Genomic DNA, 16,773 nt, shown 5'->3' with positions numbered 1-16,773 from the left:
TGCCCCTTAACCCGACAAAGGCGCATGTTGCAATTCTTTACGGTTTGGGCGGCTCATTTATGGCGTTTGGGAGAATAACACTGGAGTTGTACCCACAGAACGGCTACCTCTGCAAGATGTCTATGTCCTCCACGCCACTTCTGCCCACCTTCTCCATCATCTTGGAAACTGAGCACTTGGCAAATGCGGATATGGCTGGACTCCACCGTGCCCTCCAGTCCCTTGCTAGCCAAGATTTACCCCCCACTGCCGCCAATGAAGTCCTGCTCTTGAAACAGGGGATGCTCCCCAAGCGTATCTAGTGCTGGCTGGGGAAACTGCGATTCGCGGGGCTGGTGTTTACCGCACAGCTATGGCACTGACTGACATTTTTCCGCAATACAGTGGGGGAAGGCAAATGGAACCGGCGGGCGGGCTACTTTTTGAATAATGTGGCTTTTCGCCGTCAGTTTTTGCCGGATCACCCCATTCCCACTGAATTGTCCCTCTATCGCGGTAACTGCGTCATTCATGCCCACACACTGCTGCAACAAGGGGAGTGTATTTGGCGTCAACCCCAAGCCCGTGCGAGTCATGCTCCCCCCAATGGCCTCTGGCACTTCTACTGGCGATTTTTGCTCATTGGCCACGATGACTACTGGCAGCAGCGCTTGTTAGGAAAGCCCTCCCAAAGACCACGGGTGCAAGATCATCAGGGCTGGCGGGGCAAGTTGAAAATTTTTGGCCAACGGTTGCGGCGCATGATTAGCCATGATCCAAAGCATAGACTGTTCCTGCCCTTGGGGCTACCGATCGCCCTCGTGGCTGTGCTACTGATTTTGGTGGGCTACCAAGTGACTGCCCTCAAGCCCCACTATTTGCTGAAGGCCTACGAAAGAGTTCTCACTAAGCAAGAGTCTAAGCATAGCAATAGCGATCGCGCCCGCCCCGCTTGGCGAGATAGAGCTGCTGATCAGCAAGGGTGATGAATTCATTCACCGGTTGGCCGACTTGGGGCAGCAAGCTGACAATGCCCATACTCAAGGTGACGCGATCGCTCACTGAGGAGGCCATATGGGGAATCTCCAAGGCATAGAGAAGCTGTTGGATGCGTTCGGCGACGCACAGACTGCCAGCGAGATCGGTATTGGGCAAAATCAAGGCAAATTCCTCACCACCGTAGCGTGCGGCTAAATCGGTGGGACGGCGCACCGCTTGGGTTAATATTTTCGCGATCGCGATCAGGCAGTCATCCCCTGCTTGGTGGCCGTAGTGGTCGTTGAAGTTCTTGAAGAAATCGACATCACAAAGAATCAGGGAAATGTTCGTCTGTTCTCGCTGGGCTAACTGCCACTGCTGCTGCAAATCCTGGTCAAAATAGCGCCGATTGGCAATCTGGGTGAGGCCATCAATGGTCGCAAGGCGGGAGAGTTCGGCATTGGCCAATTGCAGTGAGTCATACAAGTTTGTTTGCTGAATGGTAATTGCCAGTTGATCGGTGAAGGAGAGAATGAGTTGGCGTTCCTCATCTGTCCAGCCGCTGGAATGATTAAAACGCTGAAAGGAAAAAGCCCCCCAAATCTGCTGATTGATCCGAATTGGGGCAATGAGCCAGCCACCACCGAGCACTTGAGCAATTGCACGGTTCACTGCATCGGTGGGATCCAGATTCTCTAGGGCAGGCAGCTCGGCAATTTTTCCTTGGCGGAGGGTTGCGGCAATGGGATTATGCTCGTCTGGAATCGTTATCCCCACGCTAGGGGTTATATAGGGTTTGTTGAGAAACTCCACTAGGGGAATCCAGTGGTGCTGTTCTGGCTCGTACTTGACGACAATGGCGCGATCGACCCGCAGGATATGACACACCTCCTGTACCGCCTTGGCAAAGGCCTGATTGAGATCAGGGGCTTCGCGAATCTCCTGAATGAGCTGGTTGAGTTCCCGCTGGCGAACGGCTTGATCTTGAAGGTAGGCCTCGTAGTGCTTGCGATCGCTAATATCGCTAAAGGTGAGAATCACCTGCTCAATGCTCCCCGTTGCCGTGACTTCTGGATCAGCGGTCACTTGCAGCCAGAGCCGCTGTTGGGTTTGTTGATTGAGAATGCCCATCACCCCTTGTACCCGTTGCTTTTGAGCAATGGCAATCATCAGCGGAAAAGCCGCTGGCGGCATTGGTTCCCCGGCATCGTTGAGGGCATCCCAAGCCATTTCTGTTGGTTTTTGACCAATGATGTCCGCTTCCTTGACCCCCAGCAGCTCACAGCCCCGAGGATTAATCACTTTTGCGTAGAGATCAGCAGACAACAGCATCACTCCCACATCTAAATCGTTAATGAGATTGCGAAAGAGTGCTTCCCGTCGGCTGAGTTCTTTGGCGATCGCCACTTGAGTTTCTTCAAAACGCTTGATTTGTGTAATATCGCGGATGACGCAGAGGACTTGATTTTTGCCTTTGTAGCGCAACCTTGTGGCAAAGATATCCACATCAATAACCTGGCCATCGCTACAGCGATGCTTGCTGACACCGTGCCAAGTGGGCTGATGCCGAATCGTCTCTAGGAATTCCTGAAACTGATCGCGGTAGTCGGGGTGCAGAAAATCCTCAGGTTGGAGTTCAAGGCATTCACTACGACTGAAACCATAGATGTCGCAGATGGCATCATTGACCTCAACGATCTGTAGGTTTTCGGTGTCATAGATCACTAGGCCATCGGCCACAGACTCGAAAACACTGCGATATTGAGCCTCGCGCTCATCCAGTTCAGCAAGGGCACGTTTGCGATCGCTAATATCAGTACAGACCACCACACAGCCGACAATTTCTTCCTCCTCATCCAGCAGGGGAAAAAGGTGGCTGAGCATATCACAGGGAGCATCGGTGCGGCAACGCAGCAGAATTTCTTCGTCGTTAATGGTTTCTCTGTCCAGAACGCGGTCAATCAGGGCTTCCACCCGAGTCACTGATTCTTGGGGATGGAGCAGTGCCGAAAATGGCATACCGGGCACCACTTGAGCCGCTGCCAGTGTCTTCAAGCCAACCCAATTACTGGTTAAGAGAGTTTTGTCGCGATTGAGAGTCAAAATGATGACGGGACAATTGTTCACTAACTGCTCATAGCGGTTGCGCTCGCGATCGAGGGCGAGTTGCAGTTGGCGTTGGCTAGTAATGTCATCAATCAGGGCAATCAGCAGGTGAGGCTCACCATTGGCATTGCGCACACAGGAGAGGGTTAAATTTCCCCAGACGGTGTGCCCCTTTTTGTGGCGGTAACGCTTGACAATTTGATAGGTGTTGCGCAGTCCCAGTTGACACTCTTGGATGAGAGCCGCCTCGTCAGGCCAATCTTCAGCAAAGGTCAGATCATGGGCGGTGAGATTTGCCAGTTCAGGAGCGGTGTAGCCGACAAATTGGCAAAAAAAGGGATTGCAATACACAAGGCGGTAGTGGTTAGCAGGGCTAGTGACAATAATCCCGACTTGGGCATTTTCAAAGACCGCACGCCAGCGATACTCACTTTCTCTGAGGGCTTGCTCTGACTGAATCCGTTCTGTTTCATCCACAATGATGCCCTCAATTGCATAGGCTTTGCCGGTTACGTCATAGACTCCCTGACCGTACTCATGTACCCAACGCTCCGACCCATCAGCACAGAAAATGCGGTAGCCGACACTAAAGGGGAAGCCCTTGGCAAGAGCCTCATGGATTGTGCAATCAACGCGATCGCTATCTTCTGGATGCGTAATACTAGCGTAGCTACGAACCTGATTGTGCACCAGTTCGCTCGGGAGATACCCCGTCAGCTCGGTGAACTTGGGACTTAGGTATTCCATCGTCCACGAAGCATCAATGGCACAGCGATACACCACGGCGGGTAGGTGATCTACGAGGTTGCGATAGCGTTGTTCGCTTTCCCGCAGGCGCATTTCCTGTATCTTTTGGTCATGGATATTGACCATGACGCCGATGACGGTTGTGGTGTTTGGTGGTTCCTGCCGATATTCCCAGCGATCGCGCACCCACACATACGCACCATTGGCATGGCGCAGGCGATATTCCAAATCGCAGGGTGTTGCTCCCCCTTGCTGAGGGATGGCTTGCCAAAAGCGCTCTTGATCCTCTGGGTAGATGAGTTGCTGCCACGCTCGCAGGGTTTTGGGCAATTGCTCTAGGGGGTACCCCAGCACCCCTTGACTGTCACCGTACCAATAACACCACTCTCCTTGGATTTCCCAGAAGAGCTGTTGACCTATCTCCGTCAGGGTGTGAAATCGCTGCCACCATTTTTCCAGTTCATTAACCCGCGCTTCTTGGAGCAGCCAATGGCGATAGCGTTCGGTAATTTCCGTTAGGGTCAGGGTCCAGCCGTGAGCATCAGCGGTTAAATCCAGTTGCCACCACTGCTGTTTGGGCGGATCATAGCAGTCCCATTGTGCCGGGGTTTGGGTGTTGAGCACTTGCTGGAACCGCTCTAGGGAGAGGTCAAAGTTGGCGGACAGTAGCTCGATGACGGAGAGGCCCGCTAAATCGGTACTAGCGTGGTTCAATAACCGTTGCGCCGCAGCGTTGGCATAAAGAATGGTGCCCTTGCGATCGCCTGCCAAGACAGGATGAGGTAAATGGTGCAGATGATTGGCGAGGGAGAACTGCTGTGAGTTCATGGTTGGGTCAAAGGAGTTGTGAGGAAACAAGGAACACAGTCAATAGCTACAGGGCGAGGCTAGCGATCGCCAGGGGGCTGGGCATGGTGAAACAATCAATTCCTTCATGAATACTCTCCTGAGGTGATTTCACGAGGAAGATGTCTTAGCGCCATCCTACCCCTATGCTATCGCTTTGCTAAGACAAGATGATTGATAGTCAGGTAGAGGATTTCAGATCTGCTTTTGCATAGGCGGAGCGCTTGGCGAGAACTGATGATTGGCTCAAAACCAAACATAACCGTTTCTAATTGTTCGCTTGCCGAGGAGTGGGGCAGATGCCAGTTTTGCAGACCATGGAAACCGTTGATACCCCCCTATTAGCCGCTGCTCAATCCATCTATAATCTCTACCAGCAGGTTCATGGGGCAAAAACGGTGCCTGCGGGTGTCGCTGTTAATCGGCAAACCCTGCGGGGCTATGTGCTGTTTACTAGCCAACCAGTGCTGCTGCCCCAAGAATGCTTTATTCCCTACGATCATCTGCCGGAAGTAACACGCCTATAACTGCACTAACTTTTTTGACCTTTGCTAGCTACTGCCTTGTCTTTGGCCTTGGGGCAGCGGTGGGGAGCTTTCTCAATGTTGTGATCTACCGTGTGCCGAGTGGGCGATCGCTCCTTTATCCGCCGTCTCGCTGCCCGATCTGTTTGACCACACTCAAGCCCTGGGACAATATCCCAATTTTGGGCTGGCTATTCCTGCGGGGGCAATGTCGTTACTGCCATGCACCCATTTCTTGGCGGTATCCTGCGATTGAGCTGTTGACGGCACTGCTGTACGTCCTGATTGTGGCTGTGAGTGGCTGGCAAGTGCAAACCCTTGTGCTCTGGCTGCTGAGTGCGTGGCTCTTGGCTTTGGCCTTGATTGATCTAGACACGATGACGCTGCCCCATCCCCTGACAAAATGGGGGTTGATTGTCGGCCTGCTCCTGAGAGGGTTAACGACGGGTCTAGGCGGACTCACGGAAGGCATCATTGCCGCAGTGATTGGCATTTGGCTCTTTGATCTGATCCGCTGGGGGGGGGCGATCGCCCTTGGTCAGGAGGTCATGGGGGGAGGGGATAGCAAACTGGCGGCGATGATCGGGGCTTGGCTAGGTTGGCAGGGATTGCTCGTTACCTTTTTCTTGGCCTGTGCCCTCGGTGGCCTGATGGGTGGACTGGGGATTGCCCTCGGTTGGATTCAGCGGCGGCAACCGATTCCCTTTGGCCCTTTTTTGGCAGTAGCGGCTATTGTCAGTGGTCTCTTTGGCCGCCAATTGATTCATCTTTATCTCGAAACCTTTTTGCCCGGCGTGTTTGTGCGCTAACTCCTATCAAAGAAAAGACAACTTGACAAGATAAGCCAAAATCCCCTGACAAGGGCGACAATAAAACCCCATAGGCGGGCATCCACCACCCGCTGGCGATCGCTCAGATCAGCAACTTTCTCATATTAGCGCGCATTCCTCTCACTTCCTCAAGGAGTTGACCCATTTCAGAGCGGGTGGCTGGCTCAGTCATGGCTATTCTCGTAAATCCTGCCAATGGGGTGCCTTATTCCCAGAGTACAATCCAGTATGATGAAATAATGTTCTTGCCGTTTGTTGCGCTCCGTTGAGACTTTGCTCCAATGACCTCGTCCCCCTCTGCGTCGGCGACAATTGCCCTCACAGGTGATCAAATTCGCCAAAAATTCCTTGAGTTCTATGCCGCTAAGGGACACACGATTTTGCCCAGTGCCTCGCTGATTCCAGAGGATCCGACGGTGCTGCTGACGATCGCCGGCATGCTCCCCTTCAAACCCATTTTCCTCGGCCAAGAAACGCCAAAGGTACGCCGCGTCACCACTGCGCAAAAGTGTCTGCGCACCAATGACATTGAAAATGTGGGTCGCACTGCTCGCCACCACACGTTCTTTGAAATGTTGGGCAACTTCAGCTTTGGCGACTACTTCAAGGCGGAGGCCATTGGTTGGGCATGGGAATTGATGACCACGGTTTATGGTTTGCCCCCGGAACGGCTCTTGGTGAGCGTCTTTGAAAATGACGATGAGGCCTATGACATTTGGCATCGCCAAGTGGGCTTGCCCAAGGAGCGCATCCAGCGCATGGGAGAGGAGAGCAACTTCTGGACGGCGGGGCCAACGGGTCCCTGTGGCCCTTGTTCTGAGATTTACTACGACTTCTATCCGGAAAAGGGGCTAGCTGACGTTGATCTCGATGACGATCGCCGCTTCATCGAACTCTACAACCTGGTGTTCATGGAGTTGAACCAAGACGATCAAGGGCGCCGCACCCCCCTCAAGGCGAAAAACATTGATACCGGTATGGGCTTGGAGCGGATGGCGCAGGTTCTGCAAGGGGTGCCCAACAACTACGAGACAGACTTAATTTTCCCGATGATTGAGGCGGCAGCGCAGCGCGCCGGGATTCAGTACCGCAAAGCCAATGCCAGCACCAAAACGTCCCTCAAGGTGATTGGCGATCACACCCGTGCCGTGGTTCATCTCATTGCCGATGGCGTCACCGCCAGTAATGTGGGGCGTGGCTATGTCCTGCGGCGATTGATTCGGCGCATTGTCCGCCATAGTCGGCTGTTGGGGATCAATGAACTGGTGACCCCTGCCTTGGCTCAAGTGGCGATTGATCTGGCTGCCAATGTCTATCCCAATGTGCGCGAGCGGCAGACAGTGATTCTCAGCGAACTCCAGCGGGAGGAGGAACAGTTTCTTAAGACCTTGGATCGGGGTGAGAAGCTCTTAGCGGAGATGCTCGCTCCATTGAAGACAACTAAGGGCAAAAAACGCAGTAAACCACAATTGGCAGGGCGCGATGCTTTCGTTCTTTTTGATACCTATGGCTTCCCCTTGGAGTTGACCCAAGAGATTGCCGCTGAGCAAGGCATTGGTGTGGATGTGGCTGAGTTTGAAGCCTGTATGGCCGAGCAGCGGCAACGCTCCCAAGCCGCTCACGAAACCATTGATATTACCGTTCAGGAGGGGATTGACTCCCTAGCGGATCAACTGCATCCGACGCAGTTTCGTGGCTATGACGAGTTTAGTTTGACCACGACCGTAACAGCGATTTTGGTGGCGGGTCATCCGGTAACAACGGCAACAGCAGGGACTGAAGTGCAGGTGATCCTTGAAGAAACTCCCTTCTATGCTGAATCCGGTGGCCAAATTGGCGATCGCGGGTATCTCGCCACCAGTGATGCGCTAGTGCAAATCCACGATGTGCAAAAGCAAAAGGAAGTGTTTGTTCACTACGGCAAAGTGGAGCGGGGCAGCCTCAGCGTTGGCGATCGCGTGAGCGCCCAAATTGATCTCAGTTGTCGGCGGCGGGTACAGGCGCACCACACCGCAACGCATCTCTTGCAGGCGGCCTTGAAAAAGCGGATTGACGAAAACATTTCCCAGGCGGGATCACTGGTGGCTTTTGATCGGCTGCGGTTTGACTTTAACTGCCCCCGTGCCCTCACTCGCGAAGAGCTGCAACAGATTGAAGATCAAATCAACACGTGGATTAGTGAAAGCCATGCCACCCACACGAGTATCATGGCGCTCAATGAAGCCAAGGCCAAGGGGGCGATCGCCATGTTTGGTGAAAAATACGGTGAGCAGGTGCGCGTTCTCGATATTCCCGGTGTCTCTATGGAACTCTGTGGTGGCACCCATGTCCACAACACTGCTGAAATTGGCCTCTTTAAGATCATTAGCGAAAGTGGTGTGGCGGCTGGGATTCGCCGCATTGAAGCCATTGCTGGACCGGCGGTGCGTGACTATTTGCAACAGCGCGATAGCATTGTCCGCGAGTTGTGCGATCGCTTCAAAGCCAAACCGGAAGAGATTCTAGATCGCATTAGCCAACTCCAAGCGGATCTCAAAGCCCAGCAAAAGGAACTGGAACACCTCAAAGCCGAACTAGCTCTTGCCAAAACCCAAGCCCTCTTGGAGCAGGCTGAAGCCATCGGCGCTACCCATCTGCTTATTGCCTCGCTGGCGGGGGTAGATCCCCAAGGGCTAAAAACCGCTGCTGAATGGCTCCTGAATAAACTGGGCAGTGGAGCTGTGGTGTTGGCCACTCAACCGGCTGCTGACAAAGTGAACCTTTTAGTCGCCGCCAGTCCGGATGTTGTAGAGCGGGGGGTTCATGCCGGTCAACTGGTGGCGGAACTCGCCCAAGTCTGTGGTGGCCGCGGCGGCGGGCGTCCCAACTTTGCTCAGGCCGGCGGATCTCAACCTCAGAAATTGGCCGAGGCCTTTGAAAGGGCGCGATCGCGGCTACAGGAAATACTCGAGGGTTGATCGATTGGCATCACTATCTTCTTTGTCGATCTTTGCTCAGTTGGAGTGAGAGTCGTGAAGCACAACTGGCTGCCCCGGAGACAGAAACACTTAACCGAGAGCAACAGTCTGCTCGTGCAGGCGAGAGGTCACAACCTATCGGTACGTTTAGTATTCAGCTATTGAAATGCAATATACTACGGCATCCACTGCTGTATTGTCTCAACCCCCTGAGTTCCTCAGCACTATTAGACATCTTGATAAGCAGCTACACGATCGGTTCAGAAACAGATTCGACATTGACCCTACACTCTCGCGTTTTTTGGTGAGTTTCCAAGGCAATAAAACTAGACCTTCTTATCGCTGGTACAAGTTCAAAGAAGCGTTTTCAGCCTCTTTAGTCGAACATTTATTTCATAAGTACGGTATTAACGCAGGTAGAATTCTGGATCCTTTCGCAGGCAGTGGGACAGCTTTGTTTGCTGCAAGTGCAATGGGTATAGATGCAGATGGGATCGAGTTGTTACCCATTGGTCGCGAAATCATTGCGGCCAAACAAATTCTAGATGCCGAATTCACCCCTGAAGACTTCGAGAGATTGTGCCAATGGTCGACGTTGAGAGTTTGGAAAGAGTCGCAAATAAGCGTTCCCTTGCCAGAGCTGCGAATCACACAGAGAGCTTATCCCGAAAAAACAAAAAAAGCTATCGAAAAATATATAGGCGCGTACCAAGTCGAGAATAGTAGAGTTCAATCCATCTTGCGCTTTGCTTTACTTTGTGTACTGGAATCCATCAGTTTTACTCGAAAGGATGGTCAATACCTTCGGTGGGATTACCGCTCTGGACGCACACAGGGTAAGAAAATTTTCGACAAGGGCGAAATCCTAGAGTTCGATCAGGCTATTTGTGAAAAGATAAACGAGATTTTAGAAGATGTATCACCCAATCATCAAACAACTTTGTTTGCTGCGGAAAAACTTCAGGCTCAAATCCGTTTGTTTGAGGGTTCATGTCTTCAAATATTGCCGCAATTACCCGACAGCACCTACGATGCAATTCTGACCTCTCCGCCTTACTGCAACCGCTATGACTATACGCGTACCTATGCACTGGAACTCGCGTTGTTGGGCACAGATGAACAAAAACTACTGAGATTTCGCCAAGAGATGCTTAGTTGTACAGTGGAAAATCGCCCAAAAGACTTGTTGGGCATTAACCCGCAATGGGCAACAGCATTGGCTGCTGCTGATGAGGAGGAACTATTACAAGCCATTCTGAAGTACTTGGAAGACCAAAAAGCGCAACGGGCTCTGAACAATAACGGAATTCCTCGGATAATGAAGGGCTATTTTTATGAGATGGCTTGTGTTATCGCCGAATGTGCGCGTGTGCTGAAACCAAACGCACTCTTGTTTATGGTCAACGATAATGTCCGTTATGCAGGAGCGAGCGTTTCGGTCGATATGATCCTCTCTGATATTGCAGAGAAATTAGGCTTTTATGTTGAACGTATTCTCGTTTTGCCAAACGGCAAAGGCAATAGTAGTCAGCAGATGGGGGAGTACGGACGCGAAGCCCTACGTAAGGGCATTTACATCTGGAGAAAATTGTAATGTCTTTGCGCCCATACCGAAACCATCTTCAGTCTAGTGCTGATCTCGTCACGAGCCATGAAGCCACACGCGCGGGTTTTGTTGCCCTTGCACTCGAAAAGAATCGTCGCTCTACACCCTATGTCGCCGAAGCAAGGGCATTGCAAGAAGCTGCATCAAGGGCTAAAACCCCTGCTGATTTGCTGGCTATCAAAGGCATAGAAGTAGGTCTTCTCAGGGCAGCAGGATTATCTGACAAGGCGCTGGTTCATCTGAGCATTGGAAAACTGCGCGAGCGGCTCTTGACCGTATCCGTGAAGCGTTTTCGAAAGCGAAACACTCCCCGCATGTTTTCTTTACAGGTGCAGCGATTGAGAAGAAAATGGCGGTCGAGATATGGGATCAACTGGAAAAGGGATTACTTGCCAACGCTGCTAACCTAAACAATCCAAATCAAATTGCATCGATCTGTCGCTGGTTATGTGATTTGTAAAAGTGCTGACCCAATTTAGTTATACCAACCAGCGATCGCCCCAATGGAGGACTCACTTTTGCTGCAAGTACTGCTTTTCAGGCCGTGAGCTTTACTGTGCAGTTCCAGAGGCTTATAGAGCAATCGCTGGCGAATATGAGTGAGGAAAGCGTGAATAATCCCGTATTCTTTAGGGTGCTCATCCTGAAAGATATTGAGTTGCCCAAACTAAAGAATCACTTTAGAATGTTTGAGGTTAAAATTTAACAAATCTCCCTGATTGCAGTCTAATCTATGGCCTTTGTTAACGCAAACTACCTCAAACTCAAGGCAGGGTATCTCTTTCCGGAAATTGCCCGCCGTGTCAATCAATTCTTGCAAGCCCATCCCGATGCCCCCCTGATTCGTCTCGGCATTGGGGATGTCACCGAACCGCTGCCGGCAGCCTGTCGTCAAGCAATGATTCAAGCGGTGGAAGAAATGGGCGATCGCGCCACCTTCAAAGGCTATGGGCCTGAGCAGGGGTATCCTTGGCTACGGGAAAAAATTGCCGCCCACGACTTCCAAGCCCGCGGCTGCGACATTGATGCCAGTGAAATTTTTATTTCCGACGGCTCCAAGTGCGACACAGGGAATATCCTCGATATTTTTGGCGACGGCAACCGCATTGCCGTTACCGACCCCGTTTATCCCGTCTATGTGGATACCAATGTCATGGCAGGGCACACGGGGGAAGCCAATGAACGCGGGGAGTACACTGGACTGGTCTATTTGCCGATTACCGCTGAAAACCACTTCACCGCCACGCTACCCAGTGAACCTGTGGACTTAATCTACCTCTGCTTCCCCAACAATCCCACCGGTGCGGTGGCCACACGGGAGCATTTAGAGGCGTGGGTGGACTATGCCCGTGCCCACCAAGCAATTATCTTCTTTGATGCCGCCTACGAAGCTTTTATTACCGATCCCGCTATTCCCCACTCCATCTATGAAATTCCCGGTGCCCGCGAGTGTGCCATTGAATTCCGCTCCTTCTCGAAAAATGCCGGATTTACGGGAACTCGCTGTGCCTTTACCGTAGTACCCAAGGGTCTCAAGGGGCAAACCCCCAGTGGCGAGGCCGTCGAACTCTGGGCGCTGTGGCAACGGCGGCAATCCACGAAGTTTAATGGTGTGTCCTACATTGTGCAGCGGGGCGCCGAGGCGGTTTACTCTGAAGCCGGTCAAGCCCAAGTACGGGAACTGGTGGCCTTCTATATGGACAATGCCCGTCTCATTCGCGAAAAACTCACCCAAGCGGGCTTTGCAGTCTATGGTGGGGTCAATGCTCCCTATGTCTGGCTGAAGACGCCCCAAGGGATTGGCAGTTGGGACTTTTTCGATAAATTGCTGCACACTTGCTATGTAGTGGGTACCCCCGGTGCTGGTTTTGGGGCAGCGGGTGAGGGCTATCTGCGCCTTTCGGCCTTTAATAGTCGGGAAAATGTGGTTGAAGCCATGGATCGGGTGGTGGCAGCCTTTGCCTAAGAATTCACCTAGAATCAGGACAAGGCTCATCAAAACGGTTGGAGCGGCTTTAAACCCTTTTAGCATCACCGATGACGGCAAAACATTGGGGCGAACAGGCAGCGAAACAGGAGGGCATTCTGCTGGGGTTGTTCACAGCAGCTGGCTATACCTTTTTTACGCTTCTACCCGATAGTCACAGTCTCATGGTGGCGTGGCCTTGGGTCTTACTCTGGCAAGCCGCGCTGGGGGTGCCTCTGCTTTGGTTTTTGCAGGTGTTGGCCTATCAACGGCGGGTGCAGCCCTTGGGAAATGGCTTTGATGGCGTAGTGCTATTACTCCTGTTGGCATTGGCGATTTCAGGGACGTGGAGTACTTTTCCCCATCAGGCTCGCTGGTATGGCTGGGCACTGTTGGGAGGTATTGCTGTTCTTTATCCCCTCGGGGCTTGGTTGCGCACCCCAGAACGCCGCTGGCAAATTGTGCGCTTTCAAGGCTATCTCACTGCCCTCGTGATTCTTGTCAGTTTAGGCCTTTGGCTGGGCACAGCGATCGCCCCGGCAATTTTTGATACTCCCCAAGGATTAACGCCCCACCTCAATGTGGACACTTTGGAACTCCGCAACTGGGCACCCTTTGGCCACCAAAACTACGTGGCGGGCTACCTGCTGCTGGCATTACCCTTGGTAGGACTGTTGGCCATAGAAGCAGAAGCCAGTGGATCGCGCCGGTTTTGGATGGCGGTGCTGCTTTTGGGTCTAGTTACCCTCTATACAACATTTTCACGGGGGGGTGGCCTCGGCTTACTGGCAATGGTCATTCCCCTTGGCGTGGGTTGGGTTTGGCACTATCGCCGCCAGCGTCGCTCTTGGTGGGGATTTTTGGCTTTGGTGGGCTTAGCGGTGATCGCTTTGGCCAACGATCGCCTGCGCCGCAGCTTAGTGGCTCTCTGGCAGGGAGGACAAGGGAGCGAACTGGCCTACCGCTGGATTACCGGTATTGTTGGCTGGCGGATGGGGGCCGCCCATCCTCTGAGGGGCAATGGCTTAGGTAGTGTGCCCCTGTGGTATCAGCACTATCGGCCGGGCTGGGCGGGCCGTGAAGCGGAGTGGATCTATCAACTCCACAGTACCCCCGTACAACTGTGGGCCGAACTTGGCCTTTGGGGTATTGCCGTATTGCTCTTGGGGGTGGGGCTACTGGTCTATTGGGCAATGCGCTATCGTTGCTGGTGGCCGAACTTAACACAACGGGAACAACGGCTGGCGATCGCCGTCTACCTTGCGCTTTGGGGCTACGGCGTACTCAGTCTTACGGATTTTCAACTGGACAATGTTGGCATTGGTGGCCTCTTCCTAATTGAACTTACCCTCTTAACAACCCTGATTCGCACAGGCCAAGGGCAAACTCCTCCTCAACGGTTGCGGGTACGCTGGGCACTCTCGCTGGTGGGCGTGGGTTTAGGAATCATCCTAGTGATGGTGGGTTGGCTGACACCGATTCACCGTGCTTGGGCAAGTAGCAGCGAAGGTTTTCTAGCCCTCTTGGAAACCCCTCCCGACTGGAATCGCTTTACTGAGAAGCTCTTCCATGCTCAGGAACTCGCCCCTTGGGAACCCTACTACCCGCTGCAACGGGGGTGGCACTATGGCCAGCAGGGCATGATGGCAGACAATCCCGAAGCACGAACCAACCTCTTGCGTACAGCAATGGTTAACTTTGAGAAGGGAATTGAGCTGTCCCCCTACCTAGAGTTTGGCTACAGCAACTTGGCATGGCTCTACTGGCGAGATGCTAATTTTGGCGCAGCAGCACAGACATTTGCCAAAGCGGCTCAACTTGTACCGGCTAAACGGGGCAATTTTCTGGGTCTCGGCTTAGCCCTCATTCGTAAGAATCAACCGCAACTCGCCACCCAAGCCCTGATCCTTGAGGTGCTGCGCCATCCCATCTTCATCACCAGTCCGGCTTGGCGGGTTGCTCCCCTCGCACCCTTTTATCAACCAGTTCTGACGGCGGTCACGGAGCGTTATCGTCAGCTTGAGCAGGACATTGCCAGCGATCGCCCCTCAGGCGCCTATGTGCGTCAAGTGTCAACCCTCCTCCGCTGGTGGCAAGGGGAACTCCCTCGGGACACCGACCCCCTAGCTGCATGGCTGCAACCCTTGGCCAACCCCCAAGAGGCAACATTGAAGGCTCCTGCAACGCTGCAAACCGTCCTCAAGGCATGGGATGACCCTAACAACCGCCGTGACCTCTTGGCCTCCATTTGGCCGGGAAGTCCAGAGCAACTGGAACAGATGGTGCGCTCCATGGCCGTTCAGCCAACACCCCTTGATTGGTTGCGTTCGGCGGCGCCTGCCGTGGCGATTACCTATACCCGTGCCGGTTTTGGCGTCAATAGTCGCCACATTGATGGCCCCCAACCTACGGACTTTTTCATTGCCATTGACAGTCTGCCAATGGTGACTTTATTCGCGCCGCTGTGGCCAGACAACACCTTTTTGCCAGAACTAGATCAGGCTCTAGAGGGCGATCGCCAGCGGCTTTTTGCTGCTCTTAACCAAAGGCTCTAACGGCAAACCCCCGTGGGTCGCTCAATTTGGGTGGTGGGGGGATGGGCAGCAATGTCCAAGACAATCTGTAGGGTTCGCACGGCTGCACACTGGTCTTGGGGCAAAGGCATGGGCATTAAGGGCCGCGTCACCCCTGCAAGAACATATTCCCGTTGCGGGCGCAGCTCAAAGAGCCGTTGACCATTCTCCGCCAAGCCTCTGACTGTGATTTGATCCGCCTCGATATGCACATTGCCCCGATTACTGACAGTCATTTGCAGGGTTCCCTGCTGCACTTGGGCATTGAGGAGTTGCCCCTGCCGCCGAATAACCGCTGGTTTGATAAATACGGGTAGGCTATGCACCGTTACGAGGCGCGTTTCTGAGCCGATTCCTTGAGGGGCTGGAGGAATTTCTGCAACTAAAAGCCGATATGTCCGCTCGACATCAGCAGCCGGCAAGCGATGGCCAAGGCGAATTTCAGTCCGGCTGCCCACGGGCAGATGCAGGAGGTTGGGAAAGGCGACTAGCTCTAGGCTATTTGCGGGTAAGAGATGGAGTTCATCTTCCCCCGTTGCCCGCTGTTGCCACTGCTGCACCCGCACCTTAAAGTCGAGGGGGACATTGCCCGTATTAGCGATCGCCAGTACCGTAAAAGGTTCTTGGGGTGCCAGTTCAATCTTCAGCGCACTCAAGCGATATTGAGCCGTCTGCGCTGTGGACATGCCAAGAATCAAGCTAGGGAGAGGAATTAAAGGAGCTAAGAAGCGCCAGAATCGATTGAACATCATGAATGGCGGGGCATGGATTTGAACCATGGACCTTCGGGTTATGAGCCCGACGAGCTACCAGACTGCTCTACCCCGCGTTGCTCTAGCTTATCTAAGGTAGCGTATTCCCTAGAGGATTGGCAAGCGATCGCTAGAAGATTTATAACATCCTATCAATACCCTAAGTTTTTCCTAGGTCAACTGTAGCAACCCTTACTTCCATCATCCCGACAAACAGATATAAAGAAAGTATTAAGATTACCTAGGTCTTTTTAGACTAACTCCTTGAGCAATGCTGCTACCGCCTCTTCTCCTCGATACTCTGAGGGAAATTTATCAGCGCCAAGGCTCAGCCCTCTCTGCCAGTCCCCTGCGAACTGAAAATCAGCTTCTCCTGTTGATTGAAGGACTCCCAGAAGCGAGCCGTGCCACCCTAGAAACACTACTGGTGTCCTACGCTCGGGCTAAGGCGTCTCTCCCTATCAATTTGGCCTACCTCTTGGCACTAGAGGGTGAAATCCTGAACCTGCTTGGTGTGACATCCGCAGTACGCCCCTTGTTTACGCCACCAGTGGTACAGACGCTGCAAAACTATCTGCCATGGTTTAGGAAGGCAAGCCAGATCGTGCAGAATCACCTCGGTTGTGCCCTTGTGCGTAACTACTGGTTGATTACCCGCCCGACTCATCCTTGGCTGCGCACGATTCGGGTTGAGACCTTTTACACTGAGCAAGTACCTGCTCCCGATCGCTACCTCAATGAGAAGCAGCAAGACCTGCTACAAACATGGTTAGAGCAATTTCTTCTCTACTGTTATCGCCTTGTACCCACACTGCCAGCGGAGGCGATCGCAGCGGGAATTCCAGTGCCGCCTCAGTTGCTACAAGCAGCCGCCTAACTCAAGAGGATTTCGCTAAAATTTTGGTGTCC

General features: G+C 53.0%; 11 protein-coding genes, 1 tRNA gene and 1 pseudogene. 10 read left to right on the top strand and 3 right to left on the bottom strand.

Annotated elements, in window-relative coordinates; all coding sequences use genetic code 11:
* Positions 1-122 precede the first annotated feature (122 nt).
* Together RHH27_RS09630 and RHH27_RS09625 are read left to right on the top strand one after the other, a co-directional pair.
* Positions 123-302 (top strand): hypothetical protein, encoded by a 180-nt coding sequence (locus RHH27_RS09630; protein WP_206199958.1) that lies wholly within the window; start codon positions 123-125, stop codon positions 300-302.
* Between the two features lie 81 nt (positions 303-383).
* A complete protein-coding gene (locus RHH27_RS09625; protein ID WP_302677770.1) occupies positions 384-965 on the top strand; it encodes a hypothetical protein in 582 nt (193 codons plus the stop codon).
* Here the strand turns inward: RHH27_RS09625 and RHH27_RS09620 are convergent.
* Positions 898-4,638, bottom strand: coding sequence for a PAS domain S-box protein (locus tag RHH27_RS09620; protein WP_302678162.1), 3,741 nt, complete (start codon positions 4,636-4,638; stop codon positions 898-900). The two genes, RHH27_RS09625 and RHH27_RS09620, sit on opposite strands and share 68 nt — an antisense overlap.
* A 317-nt stretch (positions 4,639-4,955) precedes the next feature.
* Here RHH27_RS09620 and RHH27_RS09615 point away from each other — a divergent pair, with 317 nt between their 5' ends.
* From RHH27_RS09615 to RHH27_RS09585, 7 genes and pseudogenes are all read left to right on the top strand, one after another.
* Entirely contained in the window at positions 4,956-5,183 is a 228-nt protein-coding gene (locus RHH27_RS09615; RefSeq protein ID WP_225901554.1) for a hypothetical protein, read from the top strand.
* Entirely contained in the window at positions 5,138-5,989 is an 852-nt protein-coding gene (locus RHH27_RS09610; RefSeq protein ID WP_399372818.1) for a prepilin peptidase, read from the top strand. Before RHH27_RS09615 ends, RHH27_RS09610 begins: the two co-directional genes overlap by 46 nt.
* Positions 5,990-6,291: 302 nt before the next feature.
* Positions 6,292-8,967, top strand: a complete 2,676-nt coding sequence (gene alaS, locus RHH27_RS09605; RefSeq protein ID WP_302678160.1) for an alanine--tRNA ligase — start codon at positions 6,292-6,294, stop codon at positions 8,965-8,967.
* A 166-nt stretch (positions 8,968-9,133) separates the two neighbouring features.
* On the top strand, positions 9,134-10,561 hold the full coding sequence (locus RHH27_RS09600) for a hypothetical protein (RefSeq protein WP_310742730.1): 1,428 nt from the start codon (positions 9,134-9,136) through the stop codon (positions 10,559-10,561).
* Positions 10,561-11,033: pseudogene (locus RHH27_RS09595) on the top strand (AvaI/BsoBI family type II restriction endonuclease). The gene RHH27_RS09600 and the pseudogene RHH27_RS09595 overlap by 1 nt, the downstream one beginning before the upstream one ends.
* Positions 11,034-11,306: 273 nt before the next feature.
* Positions 11,307-12,539, top strand: coding sequence for an LL-diaminopimelate aminotransferase (locus RHH27_RS09590; protein WP_302678157.1), 1,233 nt, complete (start codon positions 11,307-11,309; stop codon positions 12,537-12,539).
* A gap of 71 nt (positions 12,540-12,610) precedes the next feature.
* The gene (locus tag RHH27_RS09585; protein WP_302678156.1) at positions 12,611-15,094 is read left to right on the top strand and encodes an O-antigen ligase; all 2,484 of its coding nucleotides are present in this window, start codon (positions 12,611-12,613) and stop codon (positions 15,092-15,094) included.
* Here the strand turns inward: RHH27_RS09585 and RHH27_RS09580 are convergent.
* On the bottom strand, positions 15,091-15,798 hold the full coding sequence (locus tag RHH27_RS09580) for a molecular chaperone (protein WP_302678155.1): 708 nt from the start codon (positions 15,796-15,798) through the stop codon (positions 15,091-15,093). The genes RHH27_RS09585 and RHH27_RS09580 overlap by 4 nt on opposite strands.
* 69 nt (positions 15,799-15,867) lie before the next feature.
* A tRNA-Met gene (locus RHH27_RS09575) sits at positions 15,868-15,941 on the bottom strand.
* Between the two features lie 194 nt (positions 15,942-16,135).
* Between RHH27_RS09575 and RHH27_RS09570 the strand changes: the two genes are divergently transcribed.
* Positions 16,136-16,741 (top strand): hypothetical protein, encoded by a 606-nt coding sequence (locus RHH27_RS09570; RefSeq protein ID WP_206199947.1) that lies wholly within the window; start codon positions 16,136-16,138, stop codon positions 16,739-16,741.
* The last annotated feature ends 32 nt before the right edge of the window (positions 16,742-16,773 follow it).

The sequence above is a fragment of the Thermosynechococcus sp. PP555 genome, assembly GCF_031583225.1.
GTDB lineage: Bacteria > Cyanobacteriota > Cyanobacteriia > Thermosynechococcales > Thermosynechococcaceae > Thermosynechococcus.
This window is presented reverse-complemented; position numbering and strand designations above follow the sequence as displayed.

Bases quoted from the DNA above. Each gene is read 5' to 3' on its own strand.
- RHH27_RS09630 (WP_206199958.1), top strand. From the start codon at position 123: ATGTCCTCCACGCCACTTCTGCCCACCTTCTCCATCATCTTGGAAACT.
- RHH27_RS09620 (WP_302678162.1), bottom strand. From the start codon at position 4,638: ATGAACTCACAGCAGTTCTCCCTCGCCAATCATCTGCACCATTTACCT.
- RHH27_RS09615 (WP_225901554.1), top strand. From the start codon at position 4,956: ATGCCAGTTTTGCAGACCATGGAAACCGTTGATACCCCCCTATTAGCC.
- RHH27_RS09610 (WP_399372818.1), top strand. From the start codon at position 5,138: ATGCTTTATTCCCTACGATCATCTGCCGGAAGTAACACGCCTATAACT.
- alaS (WP_302678160.1), top strand. From the start codon at position 6,292: ATGACCTCGTCCCCCTCTGCGTCGGCGACAATTGCCCTCACAGGTGAT.
- RHH27_RS09600 (WP_310742730.1), top strand. From the start codon at position 9,134: ATGCAATATACTACGGCATCCACTGCTGTATTGTCTCAACCCCCTGAG.
- RHH27_RS09590 (WP_302678157.1), top strand. From the start codon at position 11,307: ATGGCCTTTGTTAACGCAAACTACCTCAAACTCAAGGCAGGGTATCTC.
- RHH27_RS09585 (WP_302678156.1), top strand. From the start codon at position 12,611: ATGACGGCAAAACATTGGGGCGAACAGGCAGCGAAACAGGAGGGCATT.
- RHH27_RS09580 (WP_302678155.1), bottom strand. From the start codon at position 15,798: ATGTCCACAGCGCAGACGGCTCAATATCGCTTGAGTGCGCTGAAGATT.
- RHH27_RS09570 (WP_206199947.1), top strand. From the start codon at position 16,136: ATGCTGCTACCGCCTCTTCTCCTCGATACTCTGAGGGAAATTTATCAG.